Annotated in this window: 18 protein-coding genes and 1 pseudogene; 14 read left to right on the top strand and 5 right to left on the bottom strand. The window is 61.0% G+C overall.

Translation table 11 applies throughout. The features are described 5' to 3' along the window. The first annotated feature begins 59 nt into the window (after positions 1–59). The 6 genes from A5636_RS01975 to A5636_RS01950 all read left to right on the top strand — a co-directional run bounded on the left by A5636_RS01975 (position 60) and on the right by A5636_RS01950 (position 6,874). Positions 60–908: a CbbQ/NirQ/NorQ/GpvN family protein gene (locus tag A5636_RS01975; protein ID WP_065157007.1), complete on the top strand. Its 849-nt coding sequence runs from the start codon at positions 60–62 to the stop codon at positions 906–908. Positions 909–969: 61 nt separating this feature from the next. Next, positions 970–2,082, top strand: a complete 1,113-nt coding sequence (locus A5636_RS01970) for an ABC transporter substrate-binding protein (RefSeq protein WP_065157006.1) — start codon at positions 970–972, stop codon at positions 2,080–2,082. Positions 2,083–2,086: 4 nt separating this feature from the next. Beyond that, entirely contained in the window at positions 2,087–3,229 is a 1,143-nt protein-coding gene (locus tag A5636_RS01965; protein ID WP_065157005.1) for a spirocyclase AveC family protein, read from the top strand. Continuing rightward, on the top strand, positions 3,222–4,250 hold the full coding sequence (locus tag A5636_RS01960) for an SDR family oxidoreductase (RefSeq protein ID WP_065157004.1): 1,029 nt from the start codon (positions 3,222–3,224) through the stop codon (positions 4,248–4,250). Before A5636_RS01965 ends, A5636_RS01960 begins: the two co-directional genes overlap by 8 nt. 42 nt (positions 4,251–4,292) lie before the next feature. Next, positions 4,293–5,507 carry a cytochrome P450 gene (locus A5636_RS01955; protein ID WP_065157003.1) on the top strand — a complete coding sequence of 405 codons (1,215 nt, stop codon included), beginning with the start codon at positions 4,293–4,295 and terminating at the stop codon, positions 5,505–5,507. 98 nt (positions 5,508–5,605) lie between these two features. Further along, positions 5,606–6,874 carry a cytochrome P450 gene (locus A5636_RS01950; protein WP_065157002.1) on the top strand — a complete coding sequence of 423 codons (1,269 nt, stop codon included), beginning with the start codon at positions 5,606–5,608 and terminating at the stop codon, positions 6,872–6,874. 48 nt (positions 6,875–6,922) lie between these two features. Here the strand turns inward: A5636_RS01950 and A5636_RS01945 are convergent, their stop codons facing one another. Next, the gene (locus tag A5636_RS01945) at positions 6,923–7,930 is read right to left on the bottom strand and encodes an oxidoreductase (RefSeq protein WP_065157001.1); all 1,008 of its coding nucleotides are present in this window, start codon (positions 7,928–7,930) and stop codon (positions 6,923–6,925) included. 402 nt (positions 7,931–8,332) lie between these two features. On the opposite strand from A5636_RS01945, the gene A5636_RS01940 reads away from it, so the two are divergent. Continuing rightward, a complete protein-coding gene (locus A5636_RS01940) occupies positions 8,333–9,070 on the top strand; it encodes a TetR/AcrR family transcriptional regulator (protein ID WP_065157000.1) in 738 nt (245 codons plus the stop codon). A gap of 14 nt (positions 9,071–9,084) precedes the next feature. Here A5636_RS01940 and A5636_RS01935 read toward each other — a convergent pair whose 3' ends face one another. Then, positions 9,085–10,806 carry a class I adenylate-forming enzyme family protein gene (locus A5636_RS01935; protein WP_253900454.1) on the bottom strand — a complete coding sequence of 574 codons (1,722 nt, stop codon included), beginning with the start codon at positions 10,804–10,806 and terminating at the stop codon, positions 9,085–9,087. Next, complete coding sequence (locus tag A5636_RS01930; RefSeq protein ID WP_253900453.1) at positions 10,803–12,005, bottom strand: FAS1-like dehydratase domain-containing protein; 1,203 nt, start codon at positions 12,003–12,005, stop codon at positions 10,803–10,805. Before A5636_RS01930 ends, A5636_RS01935 begins: the two co-directional genes overlap by 4 nt. 251 nt (positions 12,006–12,256) lie before the next feature. Between A5636_RS01930 and A5636_RS01925 the strand changes: the two genes are divergently transcribed. The 7 genes from A5636_RS01925 to A5636_RS01895 are packed head-to-tail and all read left to right on the top strand — an operon-like array spanning position 12,257 to position 20,542. Next, positions 12,257–13,255, top strand: a complete 999-nt coding sequence (locus A5636_RS01925; protein ID WP_065156999.1) for an acyl-CoA dehydrogenase family protein — start codon at positions 12,257–12,259, stop codon at positions 13,253–13,255. After that, positions 13,239–14,411, top strand: a complete 1,173-nt coding sequence (locus A5636_RS01920) for an acyl-CoA dehydrogenase family protein (RefSeq protein WP_065156998.1) — start codon at positions 13,239–13,241, stop codon at positions 14,409–14,411. Before A5636_RS01925 ends, A5636_RS01920 begins: the two co-directional genes overlap by 17 nt. A 47-nt stretch (positions 14,412–14,458) precedes the next feature. Next, complete coding sequence (locus A5636_RS01915; protein ID WP_155763498.1) at positions 14,459–15,313, top strand: enoyl-CoA hydratase/isomerase family protein; 855 nt, start codon at positions 14,459–14,461, stop codon at positions 15,311–15,313. Between the two features lie 46 nt (positions 15,314–15,359). Next, the gene (locus A5636_RS01910; RefSeq protein ID WP_065156996.1) at positions 15,360–15,728 is read left to right on the top strand and encodes a nuclear transport factor 2 family protein; all 369 of its coding nucleotides are present in this window, start codon (positions 15,360–15,362) and stop codon (positions 15,726–15,728) included. Between the two features lie 41 nt (positions 15,729–15,769). Further along, positions 15,770–17,350 (top strand): AMP-binding protein, encoded by a 1,581-nt coding sequence (locus tag A5636_RS01905; protein ID WP_155763497.1) that lies wholly within the window; start codon positions 15,770–15,772, stop codon positions 17,348–17,350. Positions 17,351–17,370: 20 nt separating this feature from the next. Next, positions 17,371–18,702, top strand: coding sequence for a cytochrome P450 (locus A5636_RS01900; RefSeq protein WP_155763496.1), 1,332 nt, complete (start codon positions 17,371–17,373; stop codon positions 18,700–18,702). Then, positions 18,692–20,542 (top strand): flavin-containing monooxygenase, encoded by a 1,851-nt coding sequence (locus A5636_RS01895; RefSeq protein ID WP_065156994.1) that lies wholly within the window; start codon positions 18,692–18,694, stop codon positions 20,540–20,542. Before A5636_RS01900 ends, A5636_RS01895 begins: the two co-directional genes overlap by 11 nt. Positions 20,543–20,571: 29 nt before the next feature. Here A5636_RS01895 and A5636_RS01890 read toward each other — a convergent pair whose 3' ends face one another. Together A5636_RS01890 and A5636_RS01885 are read right to left on the bottom strand one after the other, a co-directional pair. After that, on the bottom strand, positions 20,572–20,958 hold the full coding sequence (locus tag A5636_RS01890) for a nitroreductase family deazaflavin-dependent oxidoreductase (protein ID WP_065157172.1): 387 nt from the start codon (positions 20,956–20,958) through the stop codon (positions 20,572–20,574). Between the two features lie 68 nt (positions 20,959–21,026). After that, a pseudogene (locus A5636_RS01885) lies at positions 21,027–22,110 on the bottom strand (NAD-dependent epimerase/dehydratase family protein). Positions 22,111–22,205 lie beyond the last annotated feature (95 nt).

Below are 22,205 nucleotides of genomic sequence, written 5' to 3'. Positions count from 1 at the left end.
TCGCGCCTGATAGCGCTCGGCGAAACTGACCGCAACGGTGCGGACGAAGGAAGGTTTGGATGAACAACGAGGCCGGGTTCCCGCAGAACGGCGCCGGGCCCCAGACCGATCGGGCACGTCCTTACTACCGGTCGGTGGGCAACGAGGAGGCGATCTTCAAGGCGGCCTACCGGCAAGGGCTTTCGCTGGTCCTGAAGGGTCCGACCGGGTGTGGCAAGACTCGATTCGTGGAGGCGATGGCCCATGATCTCGGCCGGCCGTTGATCACGGTTTCTTGCCACGACGACCTGACGACCGCCGACCTGGTGGGCCGCTATTTGCTGCGTGGTGATGAAACAGCTTGGGTTGACGGACCGTTGACCCGCGCGGTCCGCGAGGGTGCGATCTGCTACCTCGACGAGGTTGTGGAAGCCCGCCAAGACACCACCGTCGTGCTACACCCGCTGGGGGATCACCGACGTCAGCTGCCGATCGAGCGGCTCGGCATCACCCTTGACGCAGCGCCGGGCTTCGGTCTCGTCGTCTCCTACAACCCCGGTTATCAGAGTGTCCTGAAGGACCTCAAAGACTCGACCAGGCAGCGCATGGTCGCGATCGAGTTCGGATATCCCGCCCCAGAGGTCGAGCAGGGGATCGTCGTCCACGAGTCGGGCGTTGAGTCAGCGACCGCTGCCGAACTGGTTCGCTTCGGTCAGGCGATCCGCCGCCTGGAGACTGGGGGACTGCGCGAGGTGGCGTCCACCCGCGTGCTTATCGCAGCAGGTCAGCTGATCAGCGAAGGCCTTTCCATCACCGATGCAGCAAGGGCCGCGATCGCAGGCCCGCTCACCGACGACGTGAGCGTTTCCCGGGGCCTCAACGAGATGATCGACATCTACCTGGGTGGGTCCGCCCGCCGGCCTGATTGACGTCGCGCAGAGCAGGCGTTAGGTTCTGAACAAATATTAGGTCTGTGGCGGCGGAGGTGCTGTGTCCTACGAGAGCAAAACCCACCCGATCAAACTCGGTTACTTGATGGACTTCACGCTTGCCGCGAATTTCCCTAAGGAGTTGCTGGATTCGTTCGTCCAGTCCTTGGACCTCGTCTTCGAGGATGCCCAGGAGAAGGGGATCCTTGATCGGCAGGTAGAGGTGATCTACAAGGAAGTGGAGGGTCTGCCCAAGGGGACAGTCAAGGCGGTGATCGACGCCTACGCTGAACTTGTCGACGAGGGTTGCCTAGTTGTGTTCGGGCCCAACATCACTGACAACGTGGTGCCGACGCGTGAGGCGATCGAGGAGCGGTTCAAGGTGCCGGCGATCAGTGTCACTGGGACAGACGACTGGCTGGGAGAGTGGACGTTTTCCTTCCCGCAGGGGTCGATGACCGACGAGCCCATCTTCATAGCCGACTTGATCGCCAAGAGGGGCCTGAGCACGGTTGGTGTCTTGGTCGAACAGAACCTGATCGGCGAGAGTTACCTGGGTAATTTTCGGCGCGCCTGCGCACGTCGAGGACTTCGAATCGTCGCTGAGGCGCCAATTGCGCAGACGGCCCAAGACATCAATGCCGCGGTCGCATCCCTCCACGAGGCGCGGTCCGAAGCGATCGTTCACTTTGGCTTCGGCTTCGGCATCGTATTCATCAATCCCGCACTGGAAGCTGTTGGTTGGGATCCACCGCGTTTCACGACCACCGCGTTTCAGAACGCGTGGATCAATCCGGTGATGTGGCAAGCGTTCATGGGTTGGATCGGTGTCGACCAGTATGACGAGGCCAACCAGCTCGGGCAGGACTTCCTCGACCGCTACGAGGCGAAGTACGGGAACCGTCCGGAGTACTGCGTTTCTGTGGTCAATCACGATATCGCCTCGACGCTGGTGCGGGCATTCGGCGATGCCCACCCGTTGAGCCCGCGCGGAGTCAAAGAAGCGCTCGAGCGGGTGAAAATGATGCCTGCGGCCTCCGGTGCGCCCGGCACGCGAGTTTCATTCGGGAAGTGGACCCGCCGGGCCTGGATGGGCGCGGGGTACCTCGTCGCCCGCACATTGGACGCCGACGGCGTCAACTCGCACCTAGTCGACCGATTTGGTCAGGAGTGAACGCATGGGGACCGGAGAGTCAACGCCAGTGCTGGATGATGCCAAGAAGCAATCACCCACCGGACGAAGAGGTACTGGCAGCGTAGGTTCGTGGCTGGCCGGCATCGGTCTGCTCGCCTTCGTCGGGTTGTTCATCGCGGTCTCGCGCACGAAACTCGATCCGCGAGTGGCGAATCCGAACACCGAGGGTAGGCCCCGCCCGGTCGAATACCTCTTCGGATTCAGCTGGATGAATATGATCCAGTTCGGTACGGCAATCATGCTCGCGATCCTCGTAGCCGTCTTCATTGTCGGTTGGCGTCGCAATCCCGGCAGTCCGGTGATGTTGATGTTTTTGGTCACGACGCTGATTGTGTGGCAGGACCCGATCATGAACTGGGCGCCGTACGCGGTGTACAACCCAGATCTGTTGCATTGGCCGGAATCCTGGCTGTTGATCATGATGTCGCCGACGGTTGAACCGTTCATCGTGTTCGGTTACGTGACGTTCTATTTCGGACCGTATTTCGTTGCGGTGTGGATACTGCGCAAGCTGCAGGCCAAGCGCGGTCCCGAAGCATTCGTCAGCAGGCATCCGCTCATCAGCCTAGGCGGACTGGTACTGGTCATCGGCTTCGTGTTCGACGCCATTCTCGAAGTCGGATCAATTCGCACCGGTCTCTACATCTATTCGCAGGTGATCCCGTTCGGGTCGATCTATGTCGGGACGCCGTTCCAGTTCCCACTGATCTGGGAGTCCTTGGGAGTGACTTTCGTGATGATCCCGGCGGCCATCCTCGTTTACCGCGATGACACGGGAAAATCGGTGGCAGAGAAGCTGGCGGCAAAGGCGAAACTGTTCCCATCGCGGCCGGTACTGGGCACCTTCCTCGTCATGTTTGCCATTATCAACGTCGCGTACTTCGCCTACGGCGGCTGGTTCTGGGCAATCAAAGCCAGCGGCCAGGCTACGTCGGTGGCGTGCCCGTGGCCGTACCCCGAAGCCAAGGTTTTCGACCCGCAGGGCTACTACGAAGAGAACGGCGCCAAGGGGCCGTACTCGGTGGGTAAGTGGGCCACCTGGCAGTACGCCCTGCCCCATGGTCGCCCTGACGTGGAGTTGGGTTCCAAGAGCAACCGTTGCGCGACCCCGGACTCCCGTGGCTGATCCTCGAACCGTCGTGATCACCGGGACCTCACGCGGGCTCGGCTTCGCGTCGGCGGTACGCCTCTACCGCGAGGGCTGGCGAGTGGTCGCCACCATGCGTACACCTGAGCCGGGGATGGCGCTGCTACGGGATGCGACCGGAGCGGCCGAAAACGACGATCGGCTCATCGGCGTCCAGCTCGACTTGATGGACGCCGCATCGATCTCAGCGGCTGCCAAAGTGATCGTGGAGCGTGTCGGTGCGCCGGATGCGATCGTGCACAACGCCGGAATCTCGGCGGCGGGCATGGTCGAAGAGACCGATACGACGTTGTGGCAGAACATGTTCACCACCCACGTTATTGCGCCGGTGGCCTTGACCAAGGCGCTGCTGCCGTCTATGCGGGCGGCGGGGCGGGGACGCATCGTGCTCGTCAGCAGTGCTGCGGGGGTGCGTGGGCAGCCGGCCACGGGTCCGTACTCGGCGAGCAAGGCTGCGATGGAGCGGTGGGGCGAATCGCTGGCTTTCGAGGTAGCCCCCTTCGGGATCGGTGTGACAGTCCTGGTCACCGGTACATACGACACCGAGATCATCACCGATGCCGGCACCACCGACGATCGTGACTTCTCGGGTGCTTACGCACGTCTCCATCAGACGATGAACAGCCGCGGCCGATTCGCAATCAAATTCGCCCGCAAGCCGGAGCGCTTCACCGACGGTTTGATGAAGGCGCTGGATGACCAGGGTGCCTTTCGCCGCCATGGCGTCGGCCCCGATGCGTCAATGCTGTTGGTATCGAGCAGGTTGCTTCCCGCTGCCGGAATGCATCACATGTCGCGAATGGTGCTGGGCATCCCGCGCTTTGGATCGATGCGCGGCGGCGCCTACCCATTGACGACTGCACAGCGGGCGATGGTGTCCGCCGCCAAGGTGCTTCCACAGCCGGTCATGGCGCGGTTGGCCTCGCTCGCGATGCGGTTCTCACCAACCCAGTCCGCGCCCGAGGAGAGTGGGAGCAATGCGGGTGAGCGGGAGCAATGACCAACAAATCTAAGGCTTGTCCCGCGACCTGATAGGAGCAACATGTCAGAGCTGTTTGACGCACTCGAAGACTTCGCCGCATTTGACGACATGGTGTCGGGCGATGTCCGCGACCCCTACCCCGAATTGGCCAAACAGCGTCACGAGACTCCGATCCTGCGGATCGAAACGTCGATGCTGCCCGGCGAGGAAGGCAAACCCGTCTTCATCGTCTACCGCCACGAGGACATTCAGACGATGCTGCGCGACGACGAAACGTTCTCGTCCCGCGCCGTGATCCAGATCTTCGGCGACGTGCTTGGCCACGGCGTGATGTTGGGTATGGATGAACCCGTCCACGGCCGGCTGCGCTCGCTGGTGACCAAAGCGTTCACCCAAAAAGCTTTAGCTCGTTGGGAAGACGAGATCGTGGGCCGCGTCGCCAACGAACTGATCGACGGATTCGTCGCCGACGGTGCCACCGATCTGGTGAAAACCTTTACGTTCCCTTATCCGAGCCGCATCATCGCCGCACTTCTCGGCCTGCCGGAGGAGGACTTCCCGCAATTCCAGCGGTGGTCGATCTCGATGTTGAGTTATACCGTCTACCCCGAACGCGGTCTGGCCGCGTCGAAGGCGCTGGTCGACTACTTCACCCCGATCCTGGAGGCGCGTCGGGCGGAGCCGCGCGAGGACCTGATCAGCAGCCTGGCGGCGGCCGAAATCGACGGCCAGAAACTCGATGACGAAGACATCTATTCCTTCATCCGGCTGCTTCTTCCGGCCGGCGTGGAAACCACGTACCGCTCCCTGGGCACCTTGCTGTTCGCACTTCTCACCCACCCCGACCAACTCGACGCGATCCGCACCGACCGGTCACTGATACCCCAAGCCATCGAAGAAGCCGTGCGCTGGGATGCGCCCTTGCTCAACATCACTCGCGTCGCCACGCGCGATACCGAATTGGCCGGAGTGCCCATTCCTCAAGGATCATCGGTCATGCCGATGCTCGGCGCGGCCAACCGCCAAGAAGATCGGTATGTCAAACCCGACGACTTCGACATCTTCCGGCAGGCGAAAGTTCCCATCAGCTGGGGTTACGGAGTCCACGTATGCCTGGGCATGCACCTCGCGCGATTGGAAATGCGCACTGCCATCAACCTCTTACTCGACCGACTACCCAACCTCCGCCTCGATCCTGACGGCGACGACCCGCACATCCGCGGCATGGTCTTCCGCTCACCGTCGTCGCTGCCGGTGTTGTTCGACCCGGCCTGAGGTTTGGTGACTCCGAGCGATCTCGTGCGGTGCCGGTCAGTGAGTCTCTCGCCGGCTGATCGTCGCCATGTATTCGTTGACAGGAATGAGAAGAAGGCATGACAGATTTCGACGCAGTTGACTTTTTCACCGATGAAACCCTGGTGCCCAACCCGTATGACTACTTCGACCACCTTCGGTCGAAATGTCCAGTGGCCCAGGCAACTCCGTTCAACGTGATGGCCATTACCGGTTACGAGGAAGCTCTCGCGGTCTACAAGGACTCCGCCTATTTCTCGTCGTGCAACTCCCTGGCGGGTCCGTTCTCTGGTTTCCCCTTCGGTCCCGACGAAGCCGACGACGTCTCCGATCTGATCGAGGAGCATCGCCATATTGCCCCCATGGCAGAGCACATCTCGAATCAAGACCCCCCGCTGCACAGCCGGACCAGAAGCCTGATGAACAGGTTGATCACCCCGAAGCGCCTGAAAGAGAACGAAGAGTTCATGTGGCGGTTGGCCGACGACCAGTTGGACACCTTCCTCGAGCGCGGCAGCTGTGAGTTCTTGTCGGATTACGCCAACCCTTTCTCCCTGCTTGTCATCGCCGATCTGTTGGGGGTTCCGCAAAACGATCACGACGACTTCAGAGCGCAATTCGGGACCCAGGTTGCGGGCGAGCTAGGGGAGGGGACAACAGCGCACAATCCCCTGCAATGGCTCAACGAGAAGTTCTACGCCTATATCGAAGACCGCAGACGCTCGCCGCGTGGCGATGTATTGACTGAGCTGGCCCAGGCAAAATACGAGGACGGATCGACGCCTGAGATCGAGGAAGTCATGAACTTGTCGACGTTCCTCTTCGCCGCAGGAACAGAAACCACTACAAAGCTCGTCAGCGCAGCGTTCCGCATCATCGCTGAGAACCCCGAACTGCAAGCGACTCTTCGAGAGGACCGCAACAAAATTCCAGCCTTCCTCGAAGAGACCCTACGCACCGAGAGCCCGGTTAAAGCTCACTTCAGGATGGCTCGCAAGACCACCACGGTCGGGGGAGTAGAGGTGCCCGCGGGAACTACGGTCATGCTGCTGCCGGGGGCATGTAACCGCGACGATAGGAAATTCAGCTCCCCTAACACGTTCGACATAGATCGACCGAATGTACGAGAACAGATCGCTTTCATCCGCGGCATTCACTCGTGCCCAGGTGCTCCTCTGGCAAGGGCGGAGGGCAGGATCTCGATGAACAGAGTGCTCGACCGCATGGCGGATATCGCGATCTCGGAGGCACATCACGGCCCAGCGGGCCAGCGCCACTACGAATTCGAGCCAACCTTCATTCTGCGGGGTCTGCGTGAACTGCACGTGACCTTCACTCCGGTTGGCTGAGAACACCACGCCGTCGGAGAAGTCAGGCGTCGGTGAGGTCGCGCGTAGCTAGAACCCGCCGGCGACTCGTACCACCGCGCGGCCGGAATACTTTCCGGCCCGCACCTCGTCAATCACGCTGACCGCGTCTTTGACGTCCACGTCATGCAGCGCATCCGAAAGATGCTGTGGCCGCATAGAACTGCCCAGCTTTTCCCATAGCGCACGCCGCGGTTCGATTGGCATCTGTACCGAGTCGATGCCCAGCAGAGAGACAGCGCGCAAGATGAACGGCATCACTGTCGTGCGAAGGCCGGCACCTCCCGTAAGTCCGCTGGCAGCAACGGCTCCGCCGTACCGAACGTTGCTCAGCACATCGGCCAGGGTTGCCCCTCCGACACAGTCGACCGCCCCCGCCCACCGCGCCTTGCCCAGCGGACGCGGTTTAGCGTTGGGGTCTTCGGGCAGCCGGCCGATGACCTCGGTCGCGCCCAACATCTTCAAATGCTCCGCGGCATCGGGCTTGCCGGTCGAGGCGACGACCTCGTACCCCGCTGCAGCCAGCAGGTCGACACTCACCGACCCCACGCCGCCCGTAGCGCCCGTCACTACGATCGGCCCGTCCTCAGGGGCGATGCCGTGCCGCTGCAGTGCCTGCACGCTCATCGCGGCGGTGAACCCCGCGGTGCCGATGGCCGCGCCCTCGTGCGGGCTCAGCGAGCCCAGCTTGACAAGCCAATCCGCAGGCAGCCGTGCGTATTCGGCGTAGCCGCCGTGTCTACCCGTGCCGATCTCATAGCCGTGCGCAAGTACCATGTCCCCGGCGGCGAATTGGTCGGATTCCGACGACACCACCTCGCCGGTGAGGTCGATACCCGGCACAATCGGATAGTCGCGCACCACACCACCATTCGGCGTAAGTGCCAGTGCGTCTTTGTAGTTGACGCTTGAATAGCGCACCCGGACGATGACCTCGCCGGGAGGAAGGTCGGCTTCCGCCAAAGTCTCGACCACCGCCGTTACTTCGTCATCGTCCTTCCGCGCAACCAGTGCTTTGAAGGTAGTTGCGTCACTCATGAAAATGAACCTTCTTTCCTAGGAGTCGATCTCGACGATGGCTCGCTCGGGACAGCCCCAGGACTTGTCCTCAGTGCGGCGCGATTCCAGATGCAGCCGGATAGGGTCCGTAGGGAGCTTAACAGATTCTGCCAACCCACGTACTCTTAAAGTGATAAATAGAGTTTTCAGCTGCAAAGAGCATGATCCCCCCTAAAGGAGAATGATGTTCTCGGACCAGATGTCGCGAATCCGGGCGACAAACGCTTGCTCGCTGACCGGCAGTCCGCACTACGGATTGATAGCGCGAGACGGATATGGTGGCGATATGCCGCTACGACGCACCGTTGCTCGCGTCGACGTACTGGGTCGTGACAGTGCGCGACCGCGATACAGCGGCCAATCGGGATCGGATGGTCGCCGATGAAAACGGGAGACGCGGCCAACCAGGCGGGTGGGAATGGCGAGGTCGCCAGCACCTGGCAAGAACGGGCTATCGAGCGGCGACTGGGCGAGGCGCGGGCGCGGGCAGTCGCTCGCACCACCCAATTCATGGCCACCGCTCTTGAGCTCGTCCAAGAGTCCGGCCCGGGGAGTTTCACCCTGCAGGCGCTCGCCGATCGGGCGAATCTCAGCCTGCGAACGTTTTATCAGCACTTCGCCGGCAAGGACGAGCTGTTGTTGGCGCTTTACGAAGACGTCACAGCGAAATACACCGAGGCGATCCGGGCCGAGGTCGAGGCCGCAGATGACCCGATGGGGCAACTGGAGGCATGGTGCAGAGGCGTCCTATCCCGCCCGGGGGCATCGCAAGAAGTAGGCGGGCGGCTGGTCCTGATCTATAACCTGAGCCTCGAATTGGACAATCCGGAGGCATTCGCCAAGGTGTGGGAGCCACATCGAAAGCTGCTGACGGAAATTCTGACCGCATGTTCCGAAGCGGGACTGATTCGAAACGATCTCTCGTTGCCGCAGTTGACCTCGCTCCTGGGCTACACCCTGACGTCTTTCGGCCAGTTCAACGCGCTGCACGAAGGGCTGGATGGTGCCAGCCTGACCGAGGACGTCGTGTGGTCCTGGTGTCGTCAAGCGCTCATGCCTTCGGCGGCCCTGCGCGGTAGTGACCCGCCGGCCGGTCTGCAGAGAGCTCAGGGCTCGTGACATTCAAGTGAGAATTATTGCGCTGCTGCCGATTTGGACAGCCGCGAGATGGCCAGATCGCGAAGCTGATCGGCCTTGATTTTGTCGCTGCCGGTGAGGGTTATGTCGGTGTCGCGGAAGAAGAGCACGTGCCGGGGCACTTTGTAGCTGGCCAGCCGTTCGCGCAGGTACTCGCGAACCGCCTCCGCACCCAGATCTACGCCTTCGCGCGGCACGACACAGGCGACGACGATCTCGCCGAGCGTCGGATGTGGCAACCCGACTGTTTTCGTCACCTTGACATCGGGATGCTTCCCGAGCGCGTCGTCGACTTCGAGCGGTGAGACATTCGCTCCACCCGTTTTGATGACGTCTGTCAATCTTCCTTCCCAGTACAGTCGGCCGATCTCGTCTAGATGGCCGCTGTCGCCCGTATGGAAGAACCCCTCCGCATCCAGTGTCTCGTCTATCGGGATGCCGAGGTAACCAAGCATGAGTGTCGGACCTTTGACGCAGATTTCGCCCGCTTCGCCGCGCGGCAGCATCACTTGGCTGATCGGATCGACAATTTTGACGGTGACACCGGGTAGCGGCACACCCCAACTGTCGGCGTGCACCTCGCGGGGTGCGTTCAACTCGAAAATGGTCGAAATCGTGAACATTTCGGTGTTGCCGTACGCATGGTCGGGCAGATGCCATTCACGATGGACCGTTGGATGGTTGGCGATTGGCGTCTTGACGTCAGCGAACTTCATGCTGCTGAGGTCCACGGATAACCAATTGGGAGCCGTCTCGATCTGCGCCCACTGGTGGGGCCACGCGAAGGGATAGTTGACGCGCTCGGCTGCCATCAGTTCAAGCGCCGCAACGGCATCGAACGTCGACTGCAACACCAGGCTCCCGCCCGCGGCGAGCGTGGCCCCCAACGACATCACAAAGTTCCCGGACCAGAAATAGCCGTTTGCCGACCAGCATCGAAGGTAGTCGTCCGGCTCGAAGCAGCACACTCGCCGGAATCGCCACATTTGGATCGTGACACCGCGGTGTGCGCTGAAAATTCCTTTTGGTTTGCTCGTCGTGCCGGACGAGAAGAACAGCACTCCGACGTCGCTCGGGCGCGTCGATTCGGCTGTCGCTCTGATGATTTCGTGCGGGACTTTTCGGCCGCGACGCACGAAGTCCTCCCAGGAATCGATGCCCGGCGTCGAATCGCCGACAGTTGCGAGGTAACGAAGGAAAGGCAATTTCTCGGATTGCAGTGCTCCGGGAGCAGTCGTCGTTATCTCGGGAACCAACTCTGACAACGCCCCTGCGAAGTCTGTCTTGAGCACCATTCGCTCGAACAACAGCACCGCGACGCTGGACGCACTGAGCAAGTATTCGAGCTCTGCAACCGTTGAGAACGTGCTGAGTGTGACAGCCACACCCCCGGCGAGGGATATACCGAAGAACGCCGAGAGCCATTCAGGCCGGTTGGTCATCAAGACGCCGACCCGAGTGTCTTTGCCAACCCCGACCGCGCGAAGCGCGCGCGCTACTTCGACGGCTCGTTCCCAAAGTTCGGCGTAGGTCCAGTGGGTACATGTCTCGGCTGAAGGAAAAACGAGCGCTTCCCGGTCGCGGTACATCGTCGTCACGTCGCGCAGAAAGCCAGGCAGCGTAAGCGTCCCGAGACCGGGCTCGTCACGCAGCAACGGGCCCGACACCAGCGAAAGTGGCTCACCCGCTTCAGAATCCCGTGTCAAAGTTTTCGTCACGCCTGCAGCTCGATCTCGGCCACGCACTTCACGAGTTCTTCGCCGTTTTGATTGGTCAGGTGGAGTTGCACTTTAACGATGGGCACGCCCCATGCTGACTCGGCTTCTTTGCCGATGATTTCGGCGTCGAAGTACGTTACGTCACCCTCGAACGCGGGTCCGCGGAAATCGGCTTTACTGTGACGAACCATGCCATCGTGGCCCGCCCAATAGGCGAGATAGTCAGTGCACCACGCGCCCATCGTCGCGCCGTAGCCGTATGCGCGCGCCATGCCCACTTCGCTCGCTCTGTCGGCGTCGATGTGACCCCGCGACGGCCCGAGATAGAGTCCGTCGCGCTTGCGGGGATCGATGAAAGCGTCCTCCTCGTCGAACGCGAAATCCTTTCCGAAGCCTGGATTTTGATAGACCCACGGATCATCGACATCGGGCGGCGCTACCCACTCGAAGCTGCCCCAGATATTGAAGACAAATGCGCGGTACTCGGTAGTGAAGCTGGCTATGCTGTGCGGACCGATGACGCGGCGCGGCAGTGTATCGCCGACCTTGACTTCGTCGAAATGCGGCGAGACGCCGAGCCGATTCGACTCCAGCCAAGAGCGGCGAAGCGCATCAATTTCTTCCAACTCGAGTTGCGACCATCGTTTGACTTCGCCGAGTTGGCTCTCGAACATCCCCCGCCGCACCGCTTCTTCGTACAGGTAGCGGATCGCGGTCGATCGCTCGCGGGCGACCAGAACGCCGTTCTGGTTCCGGTGGACAGTGTCGCCGCGCGAAAACATGGTGGGCCCCGCAAATTTGGTTTCGACCACTTTGTAATCGTGAAACCGTCGTTCCTGGAACAGTTTGTCTCCCGGACGCACCGGACAGCCGTAAAACCACCACTCCTCGCCACCGAAAATGAGATGGCTGTTCGGAATGTGCCCGACGCATGCCGGCGCCGCGCCGTGTCCATAGTCGAGCGCGACCGCGATGGACTGCGGAGCGATCAAGCCGCCGAACTTGGACGAGCGAGCAAACTGTTCATTCCAGTGAATCGGGTTGGGGTAGTCCATCGCCATCACCCATCGACGAATGTCAGAGGAACTGCACGGGTCCCACAGTTGGCCGCCGCCAATGGGCTTCCCCACCCGGTGATCGACGTCGGACAAGTCGAGCTCGACCGGCGACGGGTTGAAGGTGGACTTGCTGGCCATCATGATCTCCTGCTTCGACGGTGGGTATGGGCGCTGGAATTGCGGCCCTTCATTCGAGTGCCGGGTTACCTGCGAGCTGGTGCGAGTACCTGCTCATCACCGTGGGGGTACTGACTCGTCGTCTCTCCTCGAAAACAATCGTCAAGCTTGGATGCTGCTATCAGCGCATATCAATTGTCAATATCTGCGCACGTTGACTTACAAATAATGAGAACGGTATTCTCGTCTGCAGCTGCGACGAAGATGGGACTCCAGTGCTTCTAGAGCTCGATGACGACCAGCGCCTCTGGAGGCAGACGGTCGAGGAGGCGGTCGCCAAACAGTGCCCGCCGTCCCTCGTGCGGGCGGTCGCACAGGGCAGCGACGATGACGACGGCCTGTGGCAGTGGTACCGCGGCGAGGGCTGGACGGATTTGCGGGGCGCGGAATCCTTTGTCGAACTGGCTCTGGTTCTCGAAGAGCTCGGGCGAGCCACTGACCCAACCCCCTTCCTGGCCACCACAACGCAATTCGCGCCTCTGGTAGGCGACCGACTGGATCCGCAGAAATCCGGCGCTGCGGTCTATAGCGGTGTGTCCGCTTGCCGCAAGGGCGTTGGTTGGGTGCTCGACGGCATTTCCCGTTTCGTGCTCGACGCAGACCGGGCGCAGCACATTGCGGTCGTCACGGAGGCGGGGGTCTTCATTGCCGACCGCGATAGGGTGACGGCCCGGCGCGCGGCCGTATTCGACCCCGTGCTCCACGTGGTCGACCTGATGTTCGACGGAGTCGAGGTGGGCGAAGGGGACCGAATAGTCACCGATACGGAGCGCGCCAGGCAGATTGCAGTCACCGGAATGGCCATCCATACCGTTGGCGCCTGCCAGCGGATTCTTGACATGGTCCTCCAACACGTCAAAGAGCGCCACCAGTTCGGCGTGGCTATCGGGTCGTTCCAAGCCATTCAGCACAAGGCCGCCGACATGCATGTCCTCATCGCGCGCGCACGTGCGCTGGCGTACTTCGCCGCGCTGACCATCGCAGCCGACGATCCGAGGCGTCGCCTGGTCTCGTCGATGGCGAAAGCTGCTGCAGGAGAAGCGCAGTCGCATGTTGTCAGCCACGGTATGCAGTGTTTCGGCGCTATGGGTCTCACGTGGGAGAACGACCTGCAATTCGCCGTCAAACGGGCGAGGGCGGGCGAACTCATGCTCGGCAGCGCCGCGGAGCATCGTGCGGTCATCGCAAGGGAGTACCGTGCAGCTGACTTTTGATGAGGACGTCGAGGCCTTTCGCGCCGAGTTCTCGGCATTCCTCGACGAAAACCTGCCCAACGAGTCCGACACGCTAGAGCGCCCGCAGTCGGTCTCTCATATGCCTCAGTGGGCCAGAGACTGGCAACGTCTGCTGTTCGACAACGGTTGGTTGCTGCCCGCCCAGCGACCAGAGTTCGGCGGCCGAAACGCCAGTGTGCTACAGCAATTCGTGCATCTCGACGAATTATGCAGACGCAGGATCTACCACAGCTTCAACCCGCAGGGCGTGAACATCATCGCGACGTCGCTAATCTCGTTTGGTTCTGAAGAGCAGCAGCAGCGATGGGCGATACCGGTACTGCGTGGTGAGATGACCGCGTCGTTGGGTATGAGCGAACCGAACGCGGGCTCTGATCTCGCGTCGCTCAGCACGAGAGCTGTCCGTGACGGCGACGAGTTCGTCATCAACGGTCAGAAAGTGTGGACCTCGGGCGCGCACCACGCGGATTACCTGCTCACGTTTGTTCGCACCGATCCCGAAGCCCCCAAGCACAAGGGGATCTCTGCCTTGGTGGTCCCTAGGGATACCGAAGGGGTCGAGTGCCGTCCTTTTGCCGACGTCGCCAGTCAGGACAACCTCGACTTCAACGAGGTCTTCTTCGCCGATGTGCGTGTTCCGGCGGAAAACCTTGTGGGCGAGCTAAATCAAGGCTGGCGGGTGATCAATGGGTCGCTCGGGCAGGAGCGGACGATGATGTGGCTGCTGTTCGCCGACCGGATCGACAATCTGATCGCGGACTGCCGGCCGCGCACACCGGTCGAGCTGGACAAATACGCGTCGATGATTATGGACTATCACGCGTTGCGCGCGATGGGGTCCGCAGCCCTGGCTCGCGCTGCACGCGGCAAGGAAGACACGGCCTCGGTGTCGGTGCTGAAGTTGTTCGGCTCTGAGGCCGAAAGGCGCGCAGCCGATGTCGTTTTGGAAACGGCGGGCATCGAAGGTCTGTTGCATCCGGTGACCGGTCGATACGAACACATGAACTACGACGAGTATTTCGCGAGCAGTTTCGAGCGCTACACCCGAGGCATCGCGGCGACCATCGCCGGCGGCACCTCTGAAATTCAACGAAACATCATCGCCCAACAAGTTCTGGGCCTCCCGCGTGCTTAGCACCGTGGCCATGGCCAGAAAGGGCACGAACATAGAGGAGACGCGTTTTGCCTGAAGCGGATTGGGCTGGCCTGACGTGCCTCAAGGTGCAGCGGCACGCGAGCATCGTGACTGTGCGTTTGAACCGGCCCGAGAAGATGAACGCCATCAACAGCGTGATGGAAAAGGAGTTCTATGCGGTACTCGCCGATTGTGACCGCATGGACGATGTCAAGTGTGTCGTGCTGACAGCGGAAGGCCCGAACTTCTCCTCTGGCCATGACATTGCCCAGGTCGCCGCCGAAACCATTGGCGGCCAACACCCGGCGACGATCGAAGACAAGTATTGGGTCCACACCGGCGATCTGCTGCCGCCGTGGCGCTTCAGGAAAGGTCTTGTTGTCGCCGCCAAGGGCTTCGTGGGACCCCACGCAAATACGTTCCTGTTGGCCGCTGACGTGGTCATCGCAGCTGATAATTCGCGATTCAGCTGGGAGGAATCTCGTGTCGGTGTCGGCCCTCCCTACGGCCCGTACGCGCTGATGCCCTTCCACTTTCCTATCCGCGTCATGAAGCAGCTGTGGATGACCGGGGGTTGGCTGGACGCCGAGACCGCGCATCGACTGTTCTACGTCAACAGGGTGGTTCCGGTTGGCGAAGAAGAAGACATGGCGATGCGCTTCGCGGAGCAGATAGCTCGGATGGAAACAGGTGATCTCGTCGCCAATAAGCGCGGCACGCATCGCCTCTACGAGGCCGCGGGACTCTCGGCCATGGTCGACGTGGGTCGAGATCCGTACCTTCCTAGCGCGCAAGCAGCAGTCGCCAAGGAGCAACATCTCCGACTGATATACGAGAAGGGCGTGAGAGCCGCTGTACGAGAACGCGATACAGGTTGGGACGATGAAGTAAGCAAAGTGTGAAGCCCTGAACGCAACACCGATCGAGAGATTCTAGAAGGGAAGCGGAATGCCGGACGCCAATGCAATCACCGCGGCAATCAAAGCGCATTGCGACACCCTCAGCGACCACGACCAGGAAGGCTGGCTGGCGCTATGGGCTGACGACACCGTTCTGGAAGACCCGGTGGGGGTGGATACATACACCGGTATCGACACGCTGCGTACGGAGTTCTGGAAGCTGGTCACCGACCTTTCTCCGATGAAGCTCTGGCTCGAGCGCGACATCATTGTCTGCGGTAACGAGGCCATCGCCATCTTGCAGGGTGTGGTGACACGTGAGGGCGCGATGCAACACGTAGGCCCACTCGTCGATCACTTCACATTTGACGACAGCGGAAAGATCTCAAAAATGCGCGCGTTCTGGAAGTACGCGTGATTCCACCCTCAGCGGAAACGCTGCCCGCCATCGTGAAACGGATGGCGACCGAGGAGCCCCACCGCGTCTTCATCTGGACCGTCGACGGCCTGTCGGCGACGTGGAGTCAACTGCAGTCGTCGGTCGAAGAATGGGCGGCACGTTTCCTCGCACTCGGTGTGAAGCGCGGCGACGTGGTTGTCACAATCCTCGACGCGGGCCTGGATTCTGTGGCCGTCTGGCTCGGGCTCGCCAGCATAGGCGCGATCGATGCGGCAACCAATCCGGAGTTTCGCGGGCGCATGCTCGCCTACGCCATCAACAACTGCGCTCCTGAGTTACTCGTTGTGGCACCCAAGTACGTGAACGTGGTCGAGGCTGTCGGCGCAGACTTGTCGACTGTCAACCGCGTCCTTGTGCTGGACGGAGACGGATACGTTTCCGAACAGAGCTCGTCTCTGCCTGGCATCACACGCACGGCGACTGTGAATGTCGACATAGCTGCCGCGCGTGATCGAATCAGTGTGCCGAAATTTCACGACATCGCCTGTATCACTTATACGTCCGGGACCACTGGGCCGTCTAAGGCAGTCCGGTTGCCGTGGGGTCAGCTGCACTCCATCAATTCGGGGACTTTTCCGATCGAGGACCTCACGTCTGCCGACATTTTCTACTGCACGACGTCGCACGCGCATTTCGGCTCGAAATCGATTCCGTACAACGCGGCAATGGTTGGCGGACAAGTTGTCATGAGATCGCGGTTCGCTTTGACGAGCTTCTGGGAAGACATCGTGAAATTCAAAGTCACCACAGGCATGCTCGTCGGCTCAATGGCCGACGTGCTACTGCGCGATCGCAATGCTCCATCGGGGCCAACGACTCTCAAGAATGTGTTCGTGGCACCGCTGGGCTCCAACTATCAAGAGTTCAGCAGTAAGTTCGACGTCCGCGTGTGCACCGTCTACAACAGCACGGAAGGCGGCGTGGCGATCAGGTCGGGCTGGAATCCCACCAACAACCGCACCGTCGGCCGGCTCCGGGATGGCTATCCTGGCTTCGAAGTTCGCCTGGTGGATGCCAACGATTACGAAGTCGCCGATGGAACCGCAGGGGAGTGTGTGGTGCGCTCTCGAGTGCCCTGGGTGATGAATGCGGGCTACCTGAACGACGACAAAGCGACGGCCACCGCCTGGCGTAATGGCTGGTTCCATACCGGCGATGCGCTCGTTCGCACGCCGGAAGGGGACTACATCTTCGTCGACCGCTTCAAAGACGCGATCCGTCGCCGGGGTGAGAACATCTCGTCGTTCGAGGTCGAAGCCGACGTGCTGCGTAACCCCGAGGTTGTCGAATGTGCCGCAGTCGCGGTGCCCGCTGACAGCGTTGAAGACGAGGTGATGCTGTTCGCGGTGCGGCGCCCCGGATCCACCATCAGTCCGCAGGACCTTTATGAGGATCTGCAGAGTCGAATGACCCGGTTCATGGTTCCTCGCTACATCGAGTTCGTAGATGAACTCCCGAAAACTCAAGCGACCCTGCGTGTTATCAAAGCCGACTTACGTCAGCGGGGAGTCGGTCCGGACACGTGGGACGGCAAACACCAGTCGCGTCGCGCGCAAGCAAGCGCTGGTGCCAATACCTAAATGGACGAAGGGGAGAGCTTGTGAAAACCGACGAGTCGAACGCGAAAGCCGGTTGTCCGGTTGACGTCCAGCGCCTGGATTCTCTCGATGGAGTGTCATTCGTAGATCCTGCTGTTCAAGAGAAGCCGTTCGCGTATTACCGCACGCTTCGCTACGAGGCCCCGGTCCACTTCGAAAAGGCTCTGGGAATGTACCTGGTGTCACGACACGAGGACCTTACTGAAGTGCTTCGTGATCCTGTCCTGTACTCACAGGAACTCGGCTATTACCAACAGATGGCACACGGCCACCTCGATGAGGTGAAAGACATACTCGAACGGGAAGGCGGCGGATTTTTTCCCGACGTCGCCAACATCGATCCACCACGCCATACGCGGGTACGCCGCCTGTTGTCGCAGGCCTTCGGCAGGAAGAGAATGAAATCCCTTGCGCCGCAGTTTCAGGGGATTGTCGATAGGTTGATCGACGGCTGTGTCGAGGGCGGGCAAGGACAGTTGGACGGACTGCATGACCTGGCGTTGCCGATGGCGATCGCCTTCAGTATGCAGCAGCTACAGGTCGACGATCTCGACATGAGCACCATAAAGCGTTGGGGCAGCGCGTATTTGTCGCAATTCAGCCTCACGAACACGCGCGAAGACATGATCCGCGCGGCGCAAGATCTGGTCGAGATGCAAAACTACTTGATAGCGCTCGTCCGCAGGCGCATGGCCGAGCCCGAGGACGACATGTTGTCCGACATCATCACGGCCCCAACGCAGGATGAGGCGCCACTCAGTTTCGAGGAGTTGGTCGCAACCGCTCGCGCGCTTCTCATCAACACCCATGATTCGATGTCGACGGCATTCACCAATATCCTCTTCCACGTAGCGACAGACCCTGACATTGCCACTCATTTCTACGCTGCAGCCGATGATGACTCCCAGATGGGCCGGTTCATCGAGGAACTCATGCGCCTGGATCCACCTGTGCGAGCACTGTCCCGAGTCACCACCGATTCGGTGACGTTGGGAGAGACCGAATTGCCGAAGGGCGCGCACCTGCTTGTCCTATTTGCCTCTGCGAACGACGATGAGTCAGTCTTTGCCTGCCCTCGTGAGTTCGATCCGACCCGGACCAACATCAGAAAGAGCATGACCTTCGGAGCGGGTGTGCATGTATGTCTGGGCGTGTCTCTCGCACGTATGCAGTTGCTCGTCGCCGCGCAGCAGACAGCGAGGCGCCTGCGAAACCTCAGTCTCGCAATACCGGTCGAGGAGATCCGTTACATACCCAACGCCGCGCTATTGGCGATGGAAAGCCTTCCGTTGACCTTTACTCCGGCTCTCGGAGGCGATCGCGATGACGTGTGAACCCACGCACCTGCCTGATCCGAGGGACGTGAATATTGCGGACCTTCGCGAGAAGTACCGGGAAGAACGGGATCGCCGCCTTCGCCCCGACGGTCAGGAGCAGTACACGCCAGCCTCTGAGGGCACGCGAGTACTTGACTTCAGCGATCCCCACATGCCTCGGATCTCCCGCGACGCGATAAGTGAGGATGCCGACGTTGCCATCCTCGGCGGCGGTTGGGCCGGCATATTGGCTGCGTATCACATGCGCATGGCAGGCGTCGAGGATATTCGAATTATCGAGCAGGCAGGCGACTTTGGCGGTGTGTGGTATTGGAACCGATATCCAGGGCTGTCATGCGACAACGACTCGTACTGCTATCTGCCTCTCTTGGAGGAGACCGGGTTCTTCCCGACGAAGAAGTTCGCGGACGGACTCGAGATTCGGCAGTACTGCCAAAGTGTCGCGACGAAATTCGATCTTTACCGCGGCGCCCTGTTCCACACGTGTGTCAATGCATTGAGTTGGGACGAATCGATCAAACGGTGGCACATCGGAACCGACCGCGGCGATGACCTGCGGGCGCGCTTCGTGGTGATGGCTCTGGGGCCTATCAACACACCGAAGGTTCCGCGGGTAGCGGGTCTGGATGACTTTCAGGGCACGATGTTCCACACCGCCCGTTGGGATTACGAGTACACCGGTGGCAGTCAAGAAGAGCCGGTCCTCGCCAAGCTGGCCGACAAACGTGTCGCGATTGTCGGCACCGGCGCCTCTGCTATCCAGGCGGTGCCGTTCCTGGCTCGGTACGCCGAGCAGTTGTACGTGCTTCAACGAACGGCATCTACGGTCGATGAGCGGCACAACACGCCGACAGACCCAGCATGGCTCGCTTCGTTGCAGCCTGGTTGGCAACGCGAACGCCAAATGAACTTTCATCGGGCGGCGATTGACGGTTTGATGCCCGGTGAACCCGACGGAATCTGTGACATCTGGACGGAGATCAATCGTAATCTCTCGGCGGAGTTCGATCGGATAGGATGGCCGCAGTCTCCGGAGGATTTCTTCGCCAGGCGCGAGGTCATGGACTATCGAGTGATGGAACGGTTGCGTCGGCGCGTCGACGCGACGGTGAAAGACAAAGAGACAGCGGCGATCTTGAAGCCTTGGTATCGCCACATGTGCAAGCGTCCCGCCTCCAGCGACGAGTTCTATCCTGTTTTCAACAGGCCCAACGTGAAGCTGCTTGACGTCTCACGGACGCGGGGTGTCGAGCGCATCACCCCCCGGGGTTTCGTCCACGAGTCCACTGAGTACGGCATTGACTGCTTGATCTTCGCGAGTGGCTTCGAGGTAAGTAGCGATCTTCAGCGGAGATGGGGAATCGACAAGGTATCTGGTCGTGGTGGCCGGTCCCTCTACGATCAGTGGGCGCACGAATTCCGGACGCTGCACGGCGTGATGACACACGGATTCCCCAACCAGTTCTACATCGGCTTCTTCCAGGGCGGTTTCAATGCGTCGACCACCGAGACGTTCAACAATCAGAGTCGTCATATCGCGTGGATCGTCAGTAATGCACTGCAGCGCAGTGTGATTGCCGTCGAACCCAGCCTCGAAGCGCAAGACGCATACGTGAAACATGTTCGTGAGGTAGCCGTCGATACCTCTGCATTCGTTCGAGAGTGCACGCCGGGCTACTTCAACAACGACGGGCAGGAGATCACCGACGAAGAGGGCGAGCCGCGTCCAAGGACCTATTCCGGCGAGCTATATGGTCTGGGCTACTACGCATTTGAGAAGCTCCTCGAAGACTGGCGTTCGGACGACAGCCTTTCTGATTTGGTAGTCGACACATAAGAGACGAATCTGCGACGTAGTCACCGCATCTAGGCGGTTTTCGTTAACACCAATGCCGCTTCGTTGTAAGGAAACAGGCGGTAGAACAGCCGCGGCCCCGGTCTGACGAGGGGTGCGGCTTCAGCCTTACTTACGATCCGCGGGTTGGCCAACCGAACAGCGTTGCCGCGCTTGTGCAGTACCGTCGGTCCGCCGGCCAATACGTTCTTGAGCCAGTCTGTTTCGGGCCCATAGCCGATGAGAATCGCGAAGCCGTCGTGGGTCTTGAAAACCAACAGGGGCGTTCGATAGTGCTTCCCTGACCTGCGTCCGATGTGCTCAAGCGTCCCTAGGCATGGCAACCATGGTGTGAGCGAGCGAGCCACAGGATTGGTGACACGGCGATTGAAGTTCGCGACAGCACGAGGCACTCGCATGGAGATCTCCTTTCTCACCCGTGCGGTCTGGCTCGCACGTAATGATTGAAGTACGCTTGGCGCGAAATCTACGCCGTCGGAATCTCTTTGGGCCGATCCCATAACGGCTCGCCCAGTTTGGCGCGTATTTTGCCCCACGGGTCTGCGTACTGACCGGGTGCCTTTCGGTACGGCGACCGTCGGGCCATCGCAAATCGCACAATCGGGGCGATGAGCGGGCCCGGGTAGCGCAACAGCCGGTACTTCTCCGCCAATTCGGCCCTCAGGTCGGGCCACGAATGATGCTGGAACTGCAGCGCTTCCTGCGCTCGGGTGGTGTCCATCCAGTCGGTGACGAACCAGTCGTCGTCGCTGTCCGGGTCGCCCGGCCGGCCAGGCGGCATGGCGCCCGGGATGCCCAGGGCCGCGACGAGGCCCGAGGTGACCTCGGCGTATGTCAACCGGTGGGAATCGTCACCACCGATCAGCAGGATCTCGCGAGCGACGTCGGCGGTGGTTGCCGCTGCGAACGCCCAGGCGACGTCGCGAACGTCGACGGTCTGCACCCGGCCGTCGCTGGGCAGTGCGGCTTGGAAGTACATCGCATCGGTGGTGACCGGCAGTGCCCCCATATCCGGGCTCAGCACGGCCCCCAATCGCAGGACCACCCATTCCAGGCTCGATCCCCGAACGATCTCCTCGCCCTCGGACTTCTGGCCGCTGTAGACGTCGTAGGGCCGCGTCGGGTCCTCCGCTTTCAGTGGCGGGGTGGTGCGGTGCGGGTTTCGGGGACCCATCACGGTGATGCTCGACGCGTGGACGAATCGCGGTGGCTGCTGTTGCCCCTCGGCAACCCGAACCAGGTTTGCGGTGGCGTCGACGTTCACCCGTCGCGCCACCTTGGGTATCGGGTAGATGGCCGGTGCGATGATCGCCGCGAGATGAACGATCGCGTCCGGGGGCGGTGTCGGAAACGAGACACTGCACCTGCCCGGAATCGGTGAGGTCGGTCCACCGCACCTCGACGCCTCCCGGTAGTTTCGCAGCTGCCTTCCGGTTGGCGGGCGTATCAAGGTCCGTCGCCACCACCCGGCGGCCCAGTTCGGCCAATCTCCGGACGGTCGCCGAACCCACCAGGCCGAGTCCGCCGGTGACAAGGACAGTGTTTGACATGTTTCTCCCGGTTGTGCCAGTCGTGTCTTCGAAATCAGCCGCTTCGGCGGCGATCAGTGACGGTCTATACCTTTCGCGGCAAGGAAATTCGCGGA

Source organism: Mycobacterium asiaticum (genome assembly GCF_001673315.1).
In the GTDB taxonomy this organism is placed as follows: Bacteria; Actinomycetota; Actinomycetes; order Mycobacteriales; family Mycobacteriaceae; genus Mycobacterium; species Mycobacterium asiaticum_B.
Note: the sequence above shows the minus strand (reverse complement) of the source record. Positions and strands in the feature narration are given on the sequence as shown.